The sequence below is a fragment of the Yersinia sp. KBS0713 genome (assembly GCF_005937895.2).
GTDB lineage: Bacteria > Pseudomonadota > Gammaproteobacteria > Enterobacterales > Enterobacteriaceae > Yersinia > Yersinia bercovieri.
In genome coordinates, this window is record NZ_CP042173.1 from 1943041 (window position 1) to 1958040 (window position 15000).

The window sequence follows — 15000 nt, forward strand, 5'->3', positions numbered from 1 at the left end:
TAAAAGTTCATTAAAATACATTTTGTTACAATTGATTACCTGTTTAAACGTATATATCTTCAAATTTACCGTTTTAACTTTTCGTGCTTAGTGATAATGTCTATTCGCTTTACAAGACAGGTAACTATAAAAAATTAAAAATTAACTTTTATGAGGCTAAAACCAATTTAGCCCGGCGGGTTAATTTTATTAAAATTTAAAGGAAAAAATAATGATGAAGCGCAGTGTGCTGGCCTTAGCGGTCACCTTGAGTATGGTTCCGACTCTGTCAAACGCAGCAGAGATTTATAATAAAGATGGCAACAAACTGGATCTTTATGGTCGCGTAGCCGCTAAATACCTTTTTACTAATCATAATAACTCAGATGCGACTTATGTTCGTTTTGGCTTTAAAGGCGAAACACAAATTAATAGCCAACTGACCGGTTTCGGCCAGTGGGAATATAACGTTGCAGCAAGCAATGCCGAATCTCAGGGCGATAAAGGCAATAAAACCCGTCTGGGCTTTGCTGGTTTGAAATTTGCTGAATTTGGCTCTTTTGATTACGGCCGTAACTACGGTGTAGTTTATGATGCACTGGCTTACACCGACATGCTGCCAGAATTCGGTGGCGACTCAATTGCTTACACCGATAACTACATGACTGGCCGCTCCACCGGCCTGGCAACTTACCGTAATTCTGACTTCTTCGGTCTGGTAAAAGGTCTGAACATTGCAGCGCAGTATCAAGGCCGCAATGATGATGGCGATACCACTAAGAACGAGCGCGCAATTCAGAAAGCTAACGGCGACGGTTTTGGTTTATCTGTTGATTATCAAGATATTGAAGGCAGCGGTGTTGGCTTTGTAGCGGCATACTCCTCTTCCAACCGTACTCTGGGTCAGAAAAATCTGGCTGACAGCGCTACCGGTGACAAAGCTCAAGCTTGGGCAACTGCGCTGAAATACGATGCAAACCAGGTTTACATCGCAGCAATGTACGGCGAAACGCTGAACATGACCCCATATAAAGCATTGATCGCCAACAAAACTCAGAACGTAGAATTGGTTGCTCAGTACCAGTTCGAAAATGGTATTCGCCCATCAATCGCTTATGTTCAGTCTAAAGGCAAAGACCTGTCAGCTGTAGGTGATGCTGATTTGCTGAAATATGCTGAAATCGGTGTGACTTACTACATCAACAAAAACATGTTCACCTATGTTGACTACCAGATTAACTTGCTGGATGAAAACAACCCACTGGGTCTGGGTACTGATGATACTGTTGCAGTTAACTTGACTTACCGTTTCTAAGTTAATTTAAGCAGTTGTTATTGCCCTTTTCTGTGTCGGAAATTGGTGAATTAAAAAGGCGGGATAACCCCCGCCTTTTTTGCTTTTCAATAATCACTATCAATTCAATCATTCCAATAAATGATGGAAAATTACTTACGATCATTCAGCGCTGATAATAGCTCTCGCCCCATAACAACATTCTATTAATCAGCTGTTGGAGTAATTGTTGTAAATGAGTTGCCCGCTCTGGCAGGTAGGGATAAGGTTCGGTTTCAGACATATAGTTGAGCTGCGATAACTCCAACTGTACTGCGTGTTGATGCTGCTGAGGTAAGCCATAGGCTCGAGTGATATGCCCCCCTTTAAAACGACCATTTAATATATGGCTAAATGAGGAGTGATGCTGACAACATTCAAGCAACTGCTCGCTTAATGACTGTGCACAGCTGGCCCCACTGTTAGTACCAAAGTTCAAATCTGGTAGTCGCCCCTCAAACAATCTCGGGATAACCGATGCAATCGAGTGAGCATCTAACAGCAACACATAGCCAAACTGGTTTTTAAGGCGAACCAACTCTGATTGAAGTTGCTGATGATAGGGGCGCCAAATATGTTGCAGGTAAGATTGACGCTCTTGCGGTGACGGCGTTTTACCCGGCATAAAGCAAGGACGGCCATCGAAAAGTGTTTCAGGGAACAAGCCAGTCGTTGCGGTGGTATATAGCGGCTGATCATCCTCTGGTCGATTGAGATCAACCACCAAGCGAGAGTAATTACCGATCACTAGGCTGGCCCCCATTTCATGGGCAAAGTCATAGAGACGAGGAATATGCCAATCGGTATCGGATAAAGGGCGAGCCGCGTCTGACAGACCCGCTGCAACGGCAGGCGTCAGCCGTGTTCCTGCATGAGGAATGCTGATTAATAGCGGCAGTTTACCCGCGCAGAAGCTCAAAGGGTCGGTGATATTCATGGGCGCGTCTCCCCTTGGAAAACGACAGTCGCAGGTAATTGGCCACCCAGCCAGTAAGCCAATTCGGCAGGGTGAGATAATGACCAATGAACCCAGTTCGCTAATTTACCTGTTTCCAGCGTGCCCTGGCTCTCTTGCAGACCAAGAGCCTGAGCGGCATGACAAGTCACTCCTGCCAGCGCTTCTTCTGGGGTCATGCGGAATAGTGTGCACGCCATATTAAGCATCAAACGCAAGGAGAGTGCAGGGGATGTTCCTGGGTTAGCATCACTGGCTAAGGCCATTGGTACCCTATATTGGCGGAACAGTTCGATTGGCGGGCACTGTGTTTCCCGCAATAGATAATAGGCCCCCGGCAGCAACACTGCGACAGTTCCCGCTTTAGCCATTGCCTGAACATCTGACTCGGTTACATATTCGAGATGATCGGCTGAGAGCGCATGATATTTGGCGGCCAGTGTGCTGCCATTCAGTGCAGAGAGCTGTTCAGCATGTAGCTTGACGGGTAAACCTGCTTGCTGTGCGGCCAGAAATACGCGTTCAACTTGCGCGGGTGAAAATGCCAGATGCTCACAAAAAGCGTCAACGGCATCTGCCACTCCCTCTGCGGCAACTTGCGGAATAATGGTATGGCAAACGAAATCAATATAGTCATCAGCTCGACCTGCAAATTCAGGCGGTAAAGCGTGGGCTGCCAGACAAGTTGTTTTAACCGTGACAGGCAGTAATTCACCTAACTGACGAGCAACCCGCAACATTTTCATTTCACTTTCAAGGTCAAGGCCATAACCGGACTTAATCTCAATGCAGGTTACGCCCTCTGCAAGCAGCGGTTTTAGGCGAAATAGAGCTTGTTCCAGCAGTTGCTGTTCGCTGGTATTTCGCGTGGCTTTGACAGTGGAGATAATGCCGCCGCCTTTGGCCGCAATTTCGGCATAACTAACGCCATTAAGGCGTTGCTCAAATTCGGCGCTGCGATCACCACCAAAAACCAGATGAGTATGGCAATCAATCAATCCGGGGGTAATCAGGCCACCTTGATAGGCGACTTCACGTGAGGCACTGAATGCGGGTAATTCGCTATGTGGCCCAATCCAGACTATTTTACCGTCAGTCACCGCCATCGCACCTTGCGGTATCAGGTGATACTTCCCACCACACATGGTCACGATGTCGGCGCCGTACCACAGGCTGTCGCAGTGAATTTCTGACACAATCTCACTCCCCAAAAAACAGACGAAATTAAGTTGTATATACAATCATGGACAACCTAGCGCATAAATTCACTATCAGCAAGATAGGGATTTCAACAATTGCGTAACACTTCGCAGTTCTCGCAGAGAAAAAAAATTGTTCAGGACGTCACGGTGCCTTGTGGGGTAAAACGACCATAGAGCTGATAGCGAGAACCTGGATAGAGCAGTTGAGCCGCGGTCACGATGGCTTTTCCATACCAGGTTCGACGGCGAATCAACAGGCAGGGTTCATGTTCATCCAGTTGCAGCAGTTGTCGTTCGATAGGGCTTGGGATCACCGCCTCAACAATATGTTCACCCTCAGTGAGCGGGGCCACTTGGGTGAGGTAGCTGTAAGGCGTTATCAGATTGAAATCCTGCTTCATGTAGTCGGGTGCAGTATTGGGATTGACGCAACGGTTTTCGACCTGAATGGGAACGTCATTCTCATAATGAACAATTTGCGAGTAGAACAGGGGTTGTCCGGGGTGAATAGCTAAAGTTATTGCTTCTTCAGGAGTTGCTGGGCGGGCCTCTAGTTGCAAGATTTTACTGCTGTGTCTGTGGCCTCGAGCTGTAATTTCATCAGCAATATTATGAACTTCTAGCAAGGCGCTGTGCGCTTTTGCCTCAGCAACAAAGGTTCCTACACCTTGCATGCGGATGAGGAAACCTTCGCTGGTCAGTTCACGTAGTGCGCGGTTAATGGTCATCCGGCTGACCCCTAACTCGGTAACCAGCTCACTTTCAGAGGGAATACGCTGGTGGGGCTGCCAGATGCCGGTTCTGATTTGACGAATGATAGCCAGCTTCACTCGCTGGTAAATTGGCGCAGGAGTATCGTCCATTGCGGCACTTAATTGTAAGACTGCTGGCTGTTCCGCCACGGCGTTAACCTCGTCAAATAATAAAATCATATGTTAAGTCTAAGGTTCAATTTAGCGTATGTATATGTATATACAAGTGGATGGTTTAATTAATTGACGCCGCTGCTGCTAGCGCGTTTGACTCTGAACAAAATATTGGGACATCGCTATGCCAGTTTATTTTACCAAGCGTGCTTTTTTACCTGATGGATGGGCAACGAATGTGCAGATCACTGTCAATGAACAGGGGGTCATTCAGCGTATTTGTCCTGGGAGCAGTGATGCAGGTTGTCAGATTTTATCAGGGCCCATCGTACCCGGTATGCCAAATCTTCACTCACACGCTTTTCAGCGCATGATGTCAGGGCTGGCAGAAATTGCGGGTAATCCGCAGGACAGTTTCTGGACTTGGCGGGATCTGATGTATCGGCTGGTACAGCAATTGACACCGGAACATATCGGTGTGATAGCGCGCCAGTTGTATATCGAAATGCTGAAAGGTGGCTATACCCAGGTTGCGGAGTTTCATTATTTACATCACGACACTGACGGTCACCCATACAGCGATCCGGGTGAAATGACGTCACAGCTGAGTCAGGCAGCACAAGAGGCTGGGATCGGGATGACTCTGCTGCCGGTATTGTACAGCTATGCGGGTTTTGGTGCCCAACCGGCTCAACGGGGGCAGCGTCGTTTTATTCAGGGCACTGAAAGTTATCTCAAACAGCAGCAAATTATCAGTAAACAGCTTGCTAACCAGCCGCTGCAAAATCAGGGTTTATGTTTCCACTCGCTACGCGCTGTGGAGTTAAGCCAAATGCAGGAGGTGCTTCATGCCTCAGATAAGCAATTACCGGTACATATCCACATTGCAGAGCAGCAAAAAGAAGTTAATGACTGCATGGAGTGGAGTGGGCAGCGGCCTGTTGCATGGCTGTATGACCATTTGCCTGTCGATAGCCGTTGGTGTTTGATTCATGCTACCCATCTGGATGAGTCAGAGCTTGTGCGCCTGGCTAAAAGTCAGGCAGTTGCAGGGTTATGCCCAACCACAGAAGCGAATTTGGGGGATGGTATTTTCCCTGGTGTTGACTATCTACAGTATCAGGGGCGCTGGGGTATAGGGTCGGATAGTCACGTTTCACTGGATGTGGTGGAGGAGTTACGGTGGTTGGAATATGGTCAGCGTTTGCGTGATCAACGGCGTAATCGCCTGACCAGTGAGCAGCTTCCTGCTGTTGCTGACTTACTTTATACGCAAGCGCTAGCGGGCGGGCGGCAGGCTTGTGCCAGCAAAATTAGCCAGTTAGCTGAAGGCTATCGTGCAGACTGGCTAGTTTTGGATGGTGATGATCCCTATATTGCCGGTACAGAATCAGCTTCTTTGCTGAACCGTTGGTTATTTGCGGGGGGCAAATCGCAAATTCGAGATGTTTATGTGGCGGGTAAAGCGGTAATAGTGGATAGATATCATCCACTGCAACAGCAAACTGCACAGGCTTTTCTAGCTGTACTGAAAGCCTGTCAACAGGAGGTCTGATGAGCTTTACCGTTTTTGACTTTGCCAGTTTACCGGTTAGTCGTTGGCGAAATGGGGGCGGAGAAACCCGTGAAATTGCATGCTGGCCAGTCGGGGGAGATGATTTTGCCTGGCGCGCCAGTATCGCGACGATTGAACAAGATGGCCCGTTTTCGCTATTCCCAAATATCGACCGGTCAATTACGTTACTCTCAGGAGAGGGCGTTGTACTCTCCAGCCCAGACTGGGAAGCTCATACACTCTCACTGCCATTACAACCTTTTGCTTTTCCCGGCGATACTCCTATTCATGCGCAGCTACTAGGTGGGAGCAGCCAAGATTTTAATATTATGACTCGGCGAGGCTGTTGGCAGTCCTCAGTAACTGCGGTGAGTTCGGCACGGGAATTACCCGCATCCCATGCAGGACTTCTCTATGTGGTGAAAGGGAAATGGCTCATCAATCACACCGCAACCCACGAACTAACTGTTTCACAGGGCTGTTGGTGGCTGCCTACAATCAAAGGGGGGCAACTACAACCGCTCGTGGCGGATAGTTGCTTGTTGTGGGTGGATCTGTTTTCAGAGCGATAACTTATCTATCACTTCCATCCTTTTTGCCGCTGACCATCGATATCAGGCATTGATTTATCATATTAATATAATTCAGATTTATGTGATTAATGCCCACAGACAGACCGTGGGCTACACTCTTTGACTGCTTTATACTGCGTCTCTTCTCTAGATAAATTTTGCCTAGGCGGTTTTTTGGTTGCTAAATAACACATTTAGTCGTCACCCCTCGCTCAAATTACCTGTATTTGCTAGATCCCTGCCATGGTTTTGTTATCTGCTCAATACAAATGCACATAGGTTATCTTAATGAAACAACGATAAATTTTACCCTGTAAGCTGGGTGTTCATTAGATCTAGGTTGGAAGATAGGTGCCTATTGATTACAATATATGTAATAGTATAACATTACATTTAAGTATTCAACCAGGAGCTATTCATGCCAAAAAAACTTGTCCATCGAACCATTATTGCACTCGGAGTTTGTGCCTCACTAAGCAGTTTTAACTCATTAGCTCACGGCAACCATAGCCATGGGCATGAGCATCAACAAACGGATGCAGAACGTAAAGCAAGTGAAGGCGTTTTTGAAGACCAAGAGGTTAAAGATAGAGCGCTCAGCGATTGGGATGGGGTTTGGCAATCAGTGAATCCCTACCTGCTAAAAGGGGATTTGGACGCGGTATTGGTTCATAAGTCGCAGAAAAATAAAGATAAAAGTGTTGAAGAGTACCGGGAGTATTACAAAAAAGGTTACGCCACTGATGTTAATATGATTGGTATTGAGGACAATACGATTGATTTCCATACCACTGAAGCCGTGTACTCCTGCAAATATAGCTACTCTGGTTTTAAAATAATGCACTACGATTCAGGGAAAAAAGGTGTGCGCTATCTATTTGAGTGCAAAGATACCCATTCGAAAGCACCCAAATATGTTCAATTCAGCGACCACATCATTAAACCACAAAAATCCCAGCATTTTCATATTTATACGAGCAATGAATCACATGAAAAATTACTTAAACAAATGGATAATTGGCCAACCTTTTACCCAATAACATTGGATAAAGATGACATCGTTCACGAGATGTTGCACCACTAAGATTGCTGTTTTGCCCCCTTAAAACGTCCATATAAGGCCGTTGTGGCCAAAATTTCAAGAGGAAATAGGGGGGCGTAACCCAAGCAATTCCGATGTGTGACGTGCGTAGAACTAATTTTCATTAAAATTGAAATGTTGTTTTACTAGTGCTATCTTCGATATAATCAAGCCAAACATAACACCTTCAATGAACCACGTGTCATTGACCAATCGGAGATAAAATAATGAAAATTGCACTGATGATGGAAAATAGTCAGGCAACGAAAAACGCGATAATCCTGAAAGAGCTGAATGCTGTAGCCTCGGAAAAAGCGTACCCGGTATACAACGTAGGTATGAGTGATGAAAACGACCATCACCTGACTTATATTCATCTGGGGATCATGGCCAGTATCTTGCTGAATTCTAAAGCGGTTGATTTCGTGGTCACTGGCTGTGGTACAGGCCAGGGCGCAATGATGTCATTAAACATCCACCCTGGCGTGGTGTGTGGCTATTGCATCGATCCAGCGGATGCTTTCCTATTTGCTCAAATTAATAATGGTAATGCACTGTCACTGCCATATGCCAAAGGTTTTGGCTGGGGCGCAGAGCTGAATGTACGTTATATCTTTGAAAAAGCGTTCACTGGCGTGAAAGGCGAAGGCTACCCACTGGATCGTAAAGAGCCACAAGTGCGTAACGCGGGTATCTTGAATCAAGTGAAAGCTGCGGTAGTGAAAGATAATTATTTGGATACACTGCGTGCTATCGATCCTGAACTGGTGAAAACTGCCGTTAGCGGCGAACGTTTCCAGCAGTGCTTCTTCGATAACTGTCAGGTTGAAGAGATTAAAGCATTCGTGAAACAAGTTCTGGCGTAACGCCGGAGGCGGGTGACAAAAAAGTCACCCGCACCCAAAATATAAAGGCTCCTAATCAGGAGCCTTTTTCCTTTCTGAAACATCACGTTATCTGAAACGGGTAGGATAAATCAACACTTAGGTGATGTTCCCTGAGGGGGTAAATAGCGCAGGGGATCAAGGGCTGTGGCGCGGTAACGGATTTGAAAGTGCAACATTAAGGTATCCGTCCCGCTACTTCCCATGGTGGCTATTTTTTGCCCAGCGCTCACATCCTGCGCATTCTTGACCAGCATAGTGTCATTATGTGCATAAGCGGTGATGAAATCATTGCCATGCTTAATCATGATTAAGTTTCCATAGCCGCGCAGCTGATTTCCCACATAGACGACCCGCCCTTTGGCTGAGGCGTAGACTGGCTGACCGCGTTTACCCGCAATATCTATGCCCTTATTGCCACCATCGGCGGTGGAATACTTCGAAATTATTTTGCCGCTAGTTGGCCAGCGCCAACAACGATTGGCGCCAGGGGGTGGCGCCGAATTGGCTAGCGCGGCACTTGAAGATTTACGTTTACCCGCAGCTTGACGCCCTGCGGGTGCGGAACCGCTGAGATGAATTTTTTGCCCAATCTCTAGTTGATAGGGGGGACGAATTTTATTGATGCGCGCAAGGTCACTGACTTCACTGTCACTGATCCACGCAATAAAATAGAGGGTGTCGCCCCGCTGGACGGTATAGGTTTTATCGTTGTAACTGCCTTTTGGCAGTGTGGCATAGTCACGATTTGATTTGCTTGAGCATCCTGCCAATAGGAAAATTGCCATTGCATATAAAGCTAAGCTTGGCCACAAATGCATTTTGCTTTTAGGGTTCAAAAAATTTCCTTTCTCATCGTGAAGTGTCGTTCCCTCAGCCCCCTATATTAACATTTGAACGATAAGCGTCAAAATATACGCAAGCGCAGGGATGTCAGGCTGCGCCGCTATTGTCATAATTCTAAAAGATTAACGCCCCACGCGCGCCTGCATCGCCGCAGGATAACGCTCACCTTGAATGCGAACCGTCTCCAGCGTGGCGGCCATGTTTTGCAGGTCGTTGGCACTCAATGCTATCTGGATCGCACCGAGGTTCTCCTCCAGACGATGGAGCTTAGTGGTGCCGGGGATGGGCACGATCCACGGTTTTTGCGCCAGTAACCACGCCAGTGCAATCTGGGCCGGTGTGACACCTTTTTGGCTAGCAATCTCAGTGATCAATGTCACCAGTTGCTGGTTGGCGTCGAGTGCAGCAGGTGCAAAGCGCGGCACTTTGCTTCTGAAATCGTCGGCACCAAAAGTAGATCCCGCTTTGATGGCACCGGTTAGAAATCCTTTACCCAAGGGGCTAAATGGTACAAAACCGATGCCTAGCTCTTCAAGTGTCGGCAGGATTTCGTGTTCGGGTTCGCGCCACCACAGCGAATACTCACTCTGTAATGCAGTCACCGGCTGAATGGCATGAGCGCGACGAATGGTTTGTACGCCAGCCTCTGAAAGGCCAAAGTGCTTCACTTTCCCTTCTGCAATCAGATCCTTGACGGTACCAGCAACATCTTCTATCGGCACCTCTGGATCGACGCGGTGTTGGTACAGGAGGTCGATAACATCGGTTTTCAACCGGCGAAGAGAGCCTTCAACAGCAAAGCGAATATGTTCAGGGCGGCTGTTCAGGATCTGCTGCTTATTATCATCACCAAAGGTAAAACCAAATTTAGTGGCAATGACCACCCGATCACGCATCGGCTTGAGTGCTTCACCGACCACATCTTCGTTGATGTATGGCCCATAAACTTCAGCGGTATCAAAAAAAGTGACGCCGCGATCAACGGCGGCGCGAATTAGCGCTACCGCCTGCCTGGTATCAGTTGCAGGACCATAACCATGACTCAGCCCCATACAGCCGAAACCTAATGCCGAGACTTCAAGCCCCGAATTGCCAAGAATACGTTTTTGCATGTGATAATTCCTGATTAAACATCCAGTTTACGTTGGGTCAGCCACTCAACCATGGCCGGATCACGGTGGGAGAAGAAGGCGCTGGTGGCGGTATCCATGGCGGCTATCTGTGTCATCTCTACGGCGTTGAGTGCAAAATCCAGCACATTAAAGTTTTCCGTTATGCGCTCTTTGCGAACTGATTTTGCCAGCGAAACAATGCCTCGCTGATAAATCCAGCGCAGAACAACTTGCCCCACACTTTTGCCATACTTCTCACCAATAGCGGCTAGCCGTGGGTTCTGGAATAGACCATTGCGGCCCTCAGCGAAAGGTGCCCAGGCCTCGGGCTGGATGGTGCGACTTTGCATCCACGGCACCGCATGAAGTTGTTGGTTGAAGGGGTTGACCTCAATTTGATTCACTGCGGGAATAATTTTGTTAAAGGCCATCAGGTCCGCGAGGCGATCCGGGTGAAAATTGCTAACACCAATCGCCCGGATTTTGCCCGCCTGATATAACTCCTCCATGGCACGCCAGGCACCATGGAGATCGCCATAGGGCTGATGAATCAAATAGAGATCAACATAATCAAGCTGTAGACGATTCAGCGAGCGCTCAAATTGTGCTTTCGCCCCTTCATAGTGAGTGTCCTGTAGCCAGAGTTTGGTGGTAACAAAGAGTTCATCGCGTGCCACACCACTCAGTTTCAGTGCATTACCCACTTGTGTTTCATTCTGATAAGAGGCTGCTGTGTCAATGAGACGATATCCCACATCAATTGCATCAATAACTGCCCGCTCACACTCGGCAGGATCAGTCATCTGAAAAACGCCAAAGCCCAATAAAGGTATCTGAATGCCATTATTTAATGTCACTGTGTTCATTGTGATCTCCTGTGCGGATGTGTTAGTCACCCAAAGAGTAGCGCAGCTGCAGTCATAAGATTAGACACTATAATCTGAATGGCTTTATTAGTTAGATTCATAAATAGTCATGATGACGATGCGATAAAACCTAATGGCGCCACCGGCGACGCCATTACTGCATGATTACTGAAGGTTTTTCTCTTTCAGGAAGGTAGAGACCAGATCGGCAATTTGGACGTTATTCAGATCTGAGAAGGGGAAGTGAGTGTTCCCTTTGATGCCAATTTCCGGCAGATGGATAACCGTCACGTCTCCGCCATGCTTATTCACCACATCCCGCCATTGACGGGCAACGGCCAGTCTGGCCCGCCAGCTATCCTGGGCCGGCAGGGCAGTCGGCTTATCCGGAATATTGTCGCCGTAGATGATAAGCACCGGGATTTTAGTCAGTGCCTTAAACTGCTCCAGTGGCACAGACTCCCCTTTGACAGTATCAAAGGCATTTTTGGTTGGCGGTGGGACTTCGCCTTCGGGAAAGACAAAGCTGCTGCCCGGTTCAAACGCGACTATCCCTTTTACATTGGTGTTCTTCATCGCGGTAAACCAGCCAGGGCCGCCCCCCTGAGAGTGGGTAAACAAAATCGCCGGGCCAGATTTATCCACTACCGCCGACATAGCATCTGCAATCACATTGATATCAAAGGGGCCGGTGTTGGGGGTCATCTGGCGGAAGTACTGATTTAATGCCTCTTTATCCGGGGAGAACTGTACGCCATCAAAGAGATCTGGCCAGACACCCAGACGGAACTGGTTAAACCATAACTGTTCATCCGCAACCGGTTTGACGGCACCTTCCACCATGCTGCGGCCAGCATCACCCCGACGTGGCTGATCAACCAGATAGGTCGAGAAGCCGCGGCGCAGGAAGATGTTCTGAAAACCTTCGCGACCATCTGGTGTGCTTTCCCATGTGCGGGAAGATTGCCCGGCACCGTGTAGCATCACAATGGGATATTTATGTGGGTTCTCAGGGATTTGATAGAACACCGCCGCGTGATCGCCATGGTAACTCTGGCCTGCCGGGTCTAGCGGTTTTTTCGGATCAAACTGACCCGGTGCCGTCATGACTGAGCCGCCTGCGGCAAAACTTCCCTGCGCCTGGATAACCAAGGGTTTGCTTGGTTCAGCCAATGCAGATTGCGATATTAATCCACTAACCAACATACAGGCGGCCAGTGTTTTTAGTAGATTTTTCAAGGTCATATCCTCATTGTGGGTACTGGGTATCAGTGACTTTCTCCATCCAGGTCACGGTGTTGCCATCGAGTGATTCTGAAACGGCAATATGTGTCATTGGCTCTTTTGCGGATGCGCCATGCCAGTGTTTGACACCCGGCGGTATCCACACCACATCACCGGTTTTGATTGACTGGGCCGCCCCCTGCCACTGCTGTACCCAACCAGTACCGGAAGAGACAATCAGTGTCTGCCCAAGGGGATGGGTGTGCCATGCTGTCCGTGCTCCGGCGTCAAATGAGACGGTTCCCCCGGAGATTCGCGCAGGTGTAGTGCCTTTAAAGCGCGAGTCAACTTTTGCCGTGCCGGTAAAGTACTCCGGTGCACCAATAGTAGTGGGTTGTGAGCCAGCAGGCGTGACGGTCACCGCCTCCTGCGTAGCGGCGATGGCCTGGGTGGCGGGCAGCAGAAGTGCCGCCAGTGTGATGAGGAGAATTTTCATATCGATTCAATCCTTTACGCGAGAGATCCAATTAAGCTATTGAAGGTAAAAACTATTTCCCCTCTTTAAACACCTCTTTGGCAATGGATATCGCCGTGACTGCTGTTGGCCAGCCTGAATAGAAGGCAAGGTGAGTGATGGTTTCGACCAACTCCTCTTCAGTGACGCCGTTTTGGCGCGCCAGACGCAGATGAGAACGCAGCTGGTCAGGGCGATCCATCGCCACCAGGGCGCTGACGGTCACCAGACTTCGATCACGTTTTGAGAGCTGCGGTCGCTCCCAGATATCGGCATACAGCACATCGTCAGTGAGTTGCGCCATCTTAGGGGCAATATCGCCCATTAATTGCTGCGCTCGTGACGGTTGCGCTGGCTGGTTTTTCTCGGCATCCTGCGCGGCATAGGCAGGGAGTGCAAATACTATTGATCCTGAAAATGCTATGGAGCTACAAAAAGCACACTGCTGAATAAATTTTTTCATCATCTTCTCCCTCGGTTATCGGCCCTATAAAAAAGGGCGGTATATATCAGTAACGATAAATTGAGTTTACGGGATGATTGATGTCATCAGGCTGACGGTTCACTGACATGTCTGTCAGAATGGCGGTTAAAATCAGGTTGATTAAAGGTGGTGATCTCCGCCGGCTCACTGCCGACGGCGAGAGTCAGACCGAAGGTATTAATCCCATTTTCACTACTGGCAAACACCTCTCCCCGATGCATTATTGCCACCGCTCTGACAATGGAAAGCCCGAGTCCATGGTGGGTGGCACTGTGGCTACGGGCAGTATCCACGCGATAAAAACGCTCAAATAACCGTTTTAGATGTTCAGCCGCAATAGGCTCGCCGATATTGGCGACGGCAATAGACGCAAGATTGTTTTGCTGGGTGATCCTCACGGTGACCGTGGTGTTGGGTGCGGCATGGCGGGCGCTGTTCTCCAGCAGATTTGCCAGCGAGCGGTGGAATAGTCGGCGATCAATCCGTGCGGTGATATCCCCGACGACCTGAATAGAGAGGTTTTTTTCTGCAAATGATGGCTCGACGTACTCTGTGGTTTTGTAGGCCTCTTCCCGCAGAGAGACGGCAGTTAATTGGGTGGCATGTTCGCCAGCCTGAGCATGAGAAAGAAACAGCATGTCGTTGACGATAGAGGTCATGCGCTCAAGCTCCTCCAGATTAGAGGCCAGTAAATCCTCCAGCTCCTGAGTGTCACGTGGACGTGATAGAGCCAACTGGGTCTGGCCCATCAGATTGGTCAGCGGGGTTCTCAGCTCATGTGCCACATCGGCATTAAAGCTCTCAAGTTGCCGCCAGGCGATCTCCTGCCGCGCCAGTACGCCATTGAAGGCGACGGCCAGCTTTTGCAACTCATCAGGTAGCGTCGCGGTATCCAGACGTTGCCCATGATTGCCCGGGGCGAGGTGATGGGCCTGACTACTGAGTTTGTTGACCGGGCGCATGCCGATTCGGGCAATGACAAAGCCCAGCAGCGCTACCAGCGAGACGCCAATCGCGATAATAATAATCAGCGTGCGGGTAAATTCATTCAGGGTGCCCATATAGGGGGTGGAATCGATAGCAACGACATAGCGCAGTGCGGGGCGCTCACCGGCGGCCGGAATCTCCGACATTAGCAAAAATAGCGAGCATGAATCTTCGGTTGCACCAGGAACTTTGCTGAATCCACTGCGCAGTGAGGCCCAGTTGACACCACTTGGCGGCGGGCCACCTATCTGAAGTTGCGGGCTATCACTGAGCAGCCAATATTGTACACGGCCGCCCTCAGTGGTGGCTAAATCGGTAAATTTGTTCGCCAGCGTCTGCCAGCCATCCAGGGTGGTGCGCGACACTATCCATGGTGCCATCAGCGACTCCCGAAAGCGCAATTCGTTATGCATCTGCTTTTGCAGTGATTCATGTAGGGAGCTTCTTAGCACAATGCCGACCACTGAAATGATCAGCACCGCGGCAAGGGCAAACATCAGCGCCAGTCGGCCTGAAATGGAACCTTTAATCATCGCCATC

15 protein-coding genes are annotated in these 15000 nt (G+C 48.9%); 5 read left to right on the top strand and 10 right to left on the bottom strand.

Going from position 1 to position 15000, the window contains the following annotated elements; genetic code table 11:
• Window positions 1-211 precede the first annotated feature (211 nt).
• Entirely contained in the window at window positions 212-1294 is a 1083-nt protein-coding gene (locus FFE93_RS09040) for a porin (protein ID WP_005271953.1), read from the top strand.
• 145 nt (window positions 1295-1439) lie between these two features.
• On the opposite strand, the gene hutG is transcribed toward FFE93_RS09040, so the two are convergent.
• The 3 genes from hutG to hutC form a co-directional block, all read right to left on the bottom strand.
• The gene (gene hutG, locus FFE93_RS09045) at window positions 1440-2249 is read right to left on the bottom strand and encodes an N-formylglutamate deformylase (RefSeq protein WP_032896865.1); all 810 of its coding nucleotides are present in this window, start codon (window positions 2247-2249) and stop codon (window positions 1440-1442) included.
• Entirely contained in the window at window positions 2246-3466 is a 1221-nt protein-coding gene (gene hutI, locus FFE93_RS09050) for an imidazolonepropionase (RefSeq protein WP_049602508.1), read from the bottom strand. The genes hutG and hutI overlap by 4 nt, the downstream gene beginning before the upstream one ends.
• 137 nt (window positions 3467-3603) lie before the next feature.
• Window positions 3604-4371: a histidine utilization repressor gene (gene hutC, locus FFE93_RS09055; RefSeq protein WP_049602509.1), complete on the bottom strand. Its 768-nt coding sequence runs from the start codon at window positions 4369-4371 to the stop codon at window positions 3604-3606.
• Window positions 4372-4519: 148 nt separating this feature from the next.
• Between hutC and FFE93_RS09060 the strand changes: the two genes are divergently transcribed.
• The 4 genes from FFE93_RS09060 (at window position 4520) to FFE93_RS09075 (ending at window position 8409) form a co-directional block, all read left to right on the top strand.
• The gene (locus tag FFE93_RS09060) at window positions 4520-5890 is read left to right on the top strand and encodes a formimidoylglutamate deiminase (RefSeq protein ID WP_138775055.1); all 1371 of its coding nucleotides are present in this window, start codon (window positions 4520-4522) and stop codon (window positions 5888-5890) included.
• Entirely contained in the window at window positions 5890-6462 is a 573-nt protein-coding gene (locus tag FFE93_RS09065) for a HutD family protein (RefSeq protein ID WP_032896867.1), read from the top strand. Before FFE93_RS09060 ends, FFE93_RS09065 begins: the two co-directional genes overlap by 1 nt.
• Window positions 6463-6880: 418 nt before the next feature.
• Complete coding sequence (zinT, locus tag FFE93_RS09070; protein WP_005271966.1) at window positions 6881-7546, top strand: metal-binding protein ZinT; 666 nt, start codon at window positions 6881-6883, stop codon at window positions 7544-7546.
• 224 nt (window positions 7547-7770) lie between these two features.
• Entirely contained in the window at window positions 7771-8409 is a 639-nt protein-coding gene (locus FFE93_RS09075) for an RpiB/LacA/LacB family sugar-phosphate isomerase (RefSeq protein WP_005271968.1), read from the top strand.
• Window positions 8410-8519: 110 nt separating this feature from the next.
• Here the strand turns inward: FFE93_RS09075 and actS are convergent, their stop codons facing one another.
• From actS to FFE93_RS09110, 7 genes are all read right to left on the bottom strand, one after another.
• Window positions 8520-9248, bottom strand: a complete 729-nt coding sequence (actS, locus tag FFE93_RS09080; RefSeq protein ID WP_032896870.1) for an amidase activator ActS — start codon at window positions 9246-9248, stop codon at window positions 8520-8522.
• 147 nt (window positions 9249-9395) lie between these two features.
• The gene (locus tag FFE93_RS09085) at window positions 9396-10385 is read right to left on the bottom strand and encodes an aldo/keto reductase (RefSeq protein ID WP_049602500.1); all 990 of its coding nucleotides are present in this window, start codon (window positions 10383-10385) and stop codon (window positions 9396-9398) included.
• A gap of 14 nt (window positions 10386-10399) precedes the next feature.
• Complete coding sequence (locus tag FFE93_RS09090; RefSeq protein WP_005271975.1) at window positions 10400-11251, bottom strand: aldo/keto reductase; 852 nt, start codon at window positions 11249-11251, stop codon at window positions 10400-10402.
• Window positions 11252-11416: 165 nt separating this feature from the next.
• Complete coding sequence (locus FFE93_RS09095; RefSeq protein WP_032896897.1) at window positions 11417-12490, bottom strand: alpha/beta hydrolase; 1074 nt, start codon at window positions 12488-12490, stop codon at window positions 11417-11419.
• Between the two features lie 10 nt (window positions 12491-12500).
• Window positions 12501-12971 carry a cupin domain-containing protein gene (locus FFE93_RS09100; protein ID WP_005271981.1) on the bottom strand — a complete coding sequence of 157 codons (471 nt, stop codon included), beginning with the start codon at window positions 12969-12971 and terminating at the stop codon, window positions 12501-12503.
• 52 nt (window positions 12972-13023) lie between these two features.
• On the bottom strand, window positions 13024-13455 hold the full coding sequence (locus FFE93_RS09105; RefSeq protein ID WP_005271983.1) for a carboxymuconolactone decarboxylase family protein: 432 nt from the start codon (window positions 13453-13455) through the stop codon (window positions 13024-13026).
• A gap of 83 nt (window positions 13456-13538) precedes the next feature.
• On the bottom strand, window positions 13539-14993 hold the full coding sequence (locus FFE93_RS09110) for a heavy metal sensor histidine kinase (RefSeq protein ID WP_138775220.1): 1455 nt from the start codon (window positions 14991-14993) through the stop codon (window positions 13539-13541).
• Window positions 14994-15000: the final 7 nt, after the last annotated feature.

What these genes read in the sequence shown, in the direction of transcription:
- FFE93_RS09040 (WP_005271953.1), top strand. Translation starts at nt 212, where the DNA reads ATGATGAAGCGCAGTGTGCTGGCCTTAGCGGTCACCTTGAGTATGGTT.
- hutG (WP_032896865.1), bottom strand. Translation starts at nt 2,249, where the DNA reads ATGAATATCACCGACCCTTTGAGCTTCTGCGCGGGTAAACTGCCGCTA.
- FFE93_RS09060 (WP_138775055.1), top strand. Translation starts at nt 4,520, where the DNA reads ATGCCAGTTTATTTTACCAAGCGTGCTTTTTTACCTGATGGATGGGCA.
- FFE93_RS09065 (WP_032896867.1), top strand. Translation starts at nt 5,890, where the DNA reads ATGAGCTTTACCGTTTTTGACTTTGCCAGTTTACCGGTTAGTCGTTGG.
- zinT (WP_005271966.1), top strand. Translation starts at nt 6,881, where the DNA reads ATGCCAAAAAAACTTGTCCATCGAACCATTATTGCACTCGGAGTTTGT.
- FFE93_RS09075 (WP_005271968.1), top strand. Translation starts at nt 7,771, where the DNA reads ATGAAAATTGCACTGATGATGGAAAATAGTCAGGCAACGAAAAACGCG.
- actS (WP_032896870.1), bottom strand. Translation starts at nt 9,248, where the DNA reads ATGCATTTGTGGCCAAGCTTAGCTTTATATGCAATGGCAATTTTCCTA.
- FFE93_RS09085 (WP_049602500.1), bottom strand. Translation starts at nt 10,385, where the DNA reads ATGCAAAAACGTATTCTTGGCAATTCGGGGCTTGAAGTCTCGGCATTA.
- FFE93_RS09090 (WP_005271975.1), bottom strand. Translation starts at nt 11,251, where the DNA reads ATGAACACAGTGACATTAAATAATGGCATTCAGATACCTTTATTGGGC.
- FFE93_RS09100 (WP_005271981.1), bottom strand. Translation starts at nt 12,971, where the DNA reads ATGAAAATTCTCCTCATCACACTGGCGGCACTTCTGCTGCCCGCCACC.
- FFE93_RS09105 (WP_005271983.1), bottom strand. Translation starts at nt 13,455, where the DNA reads ATGATGAAAAAATTTATTCAGCAGTGTGCTTTTTGTAGCTCCATAGCA.
- FFE93_RS09110 (WP_138775220.1), bottom strand. Translation starts at nt 14,993, where the DNA reads ATGATTAAAGGTTCCATTTCAGGCCGACTGGCGCTGATGTTTGCCCTT.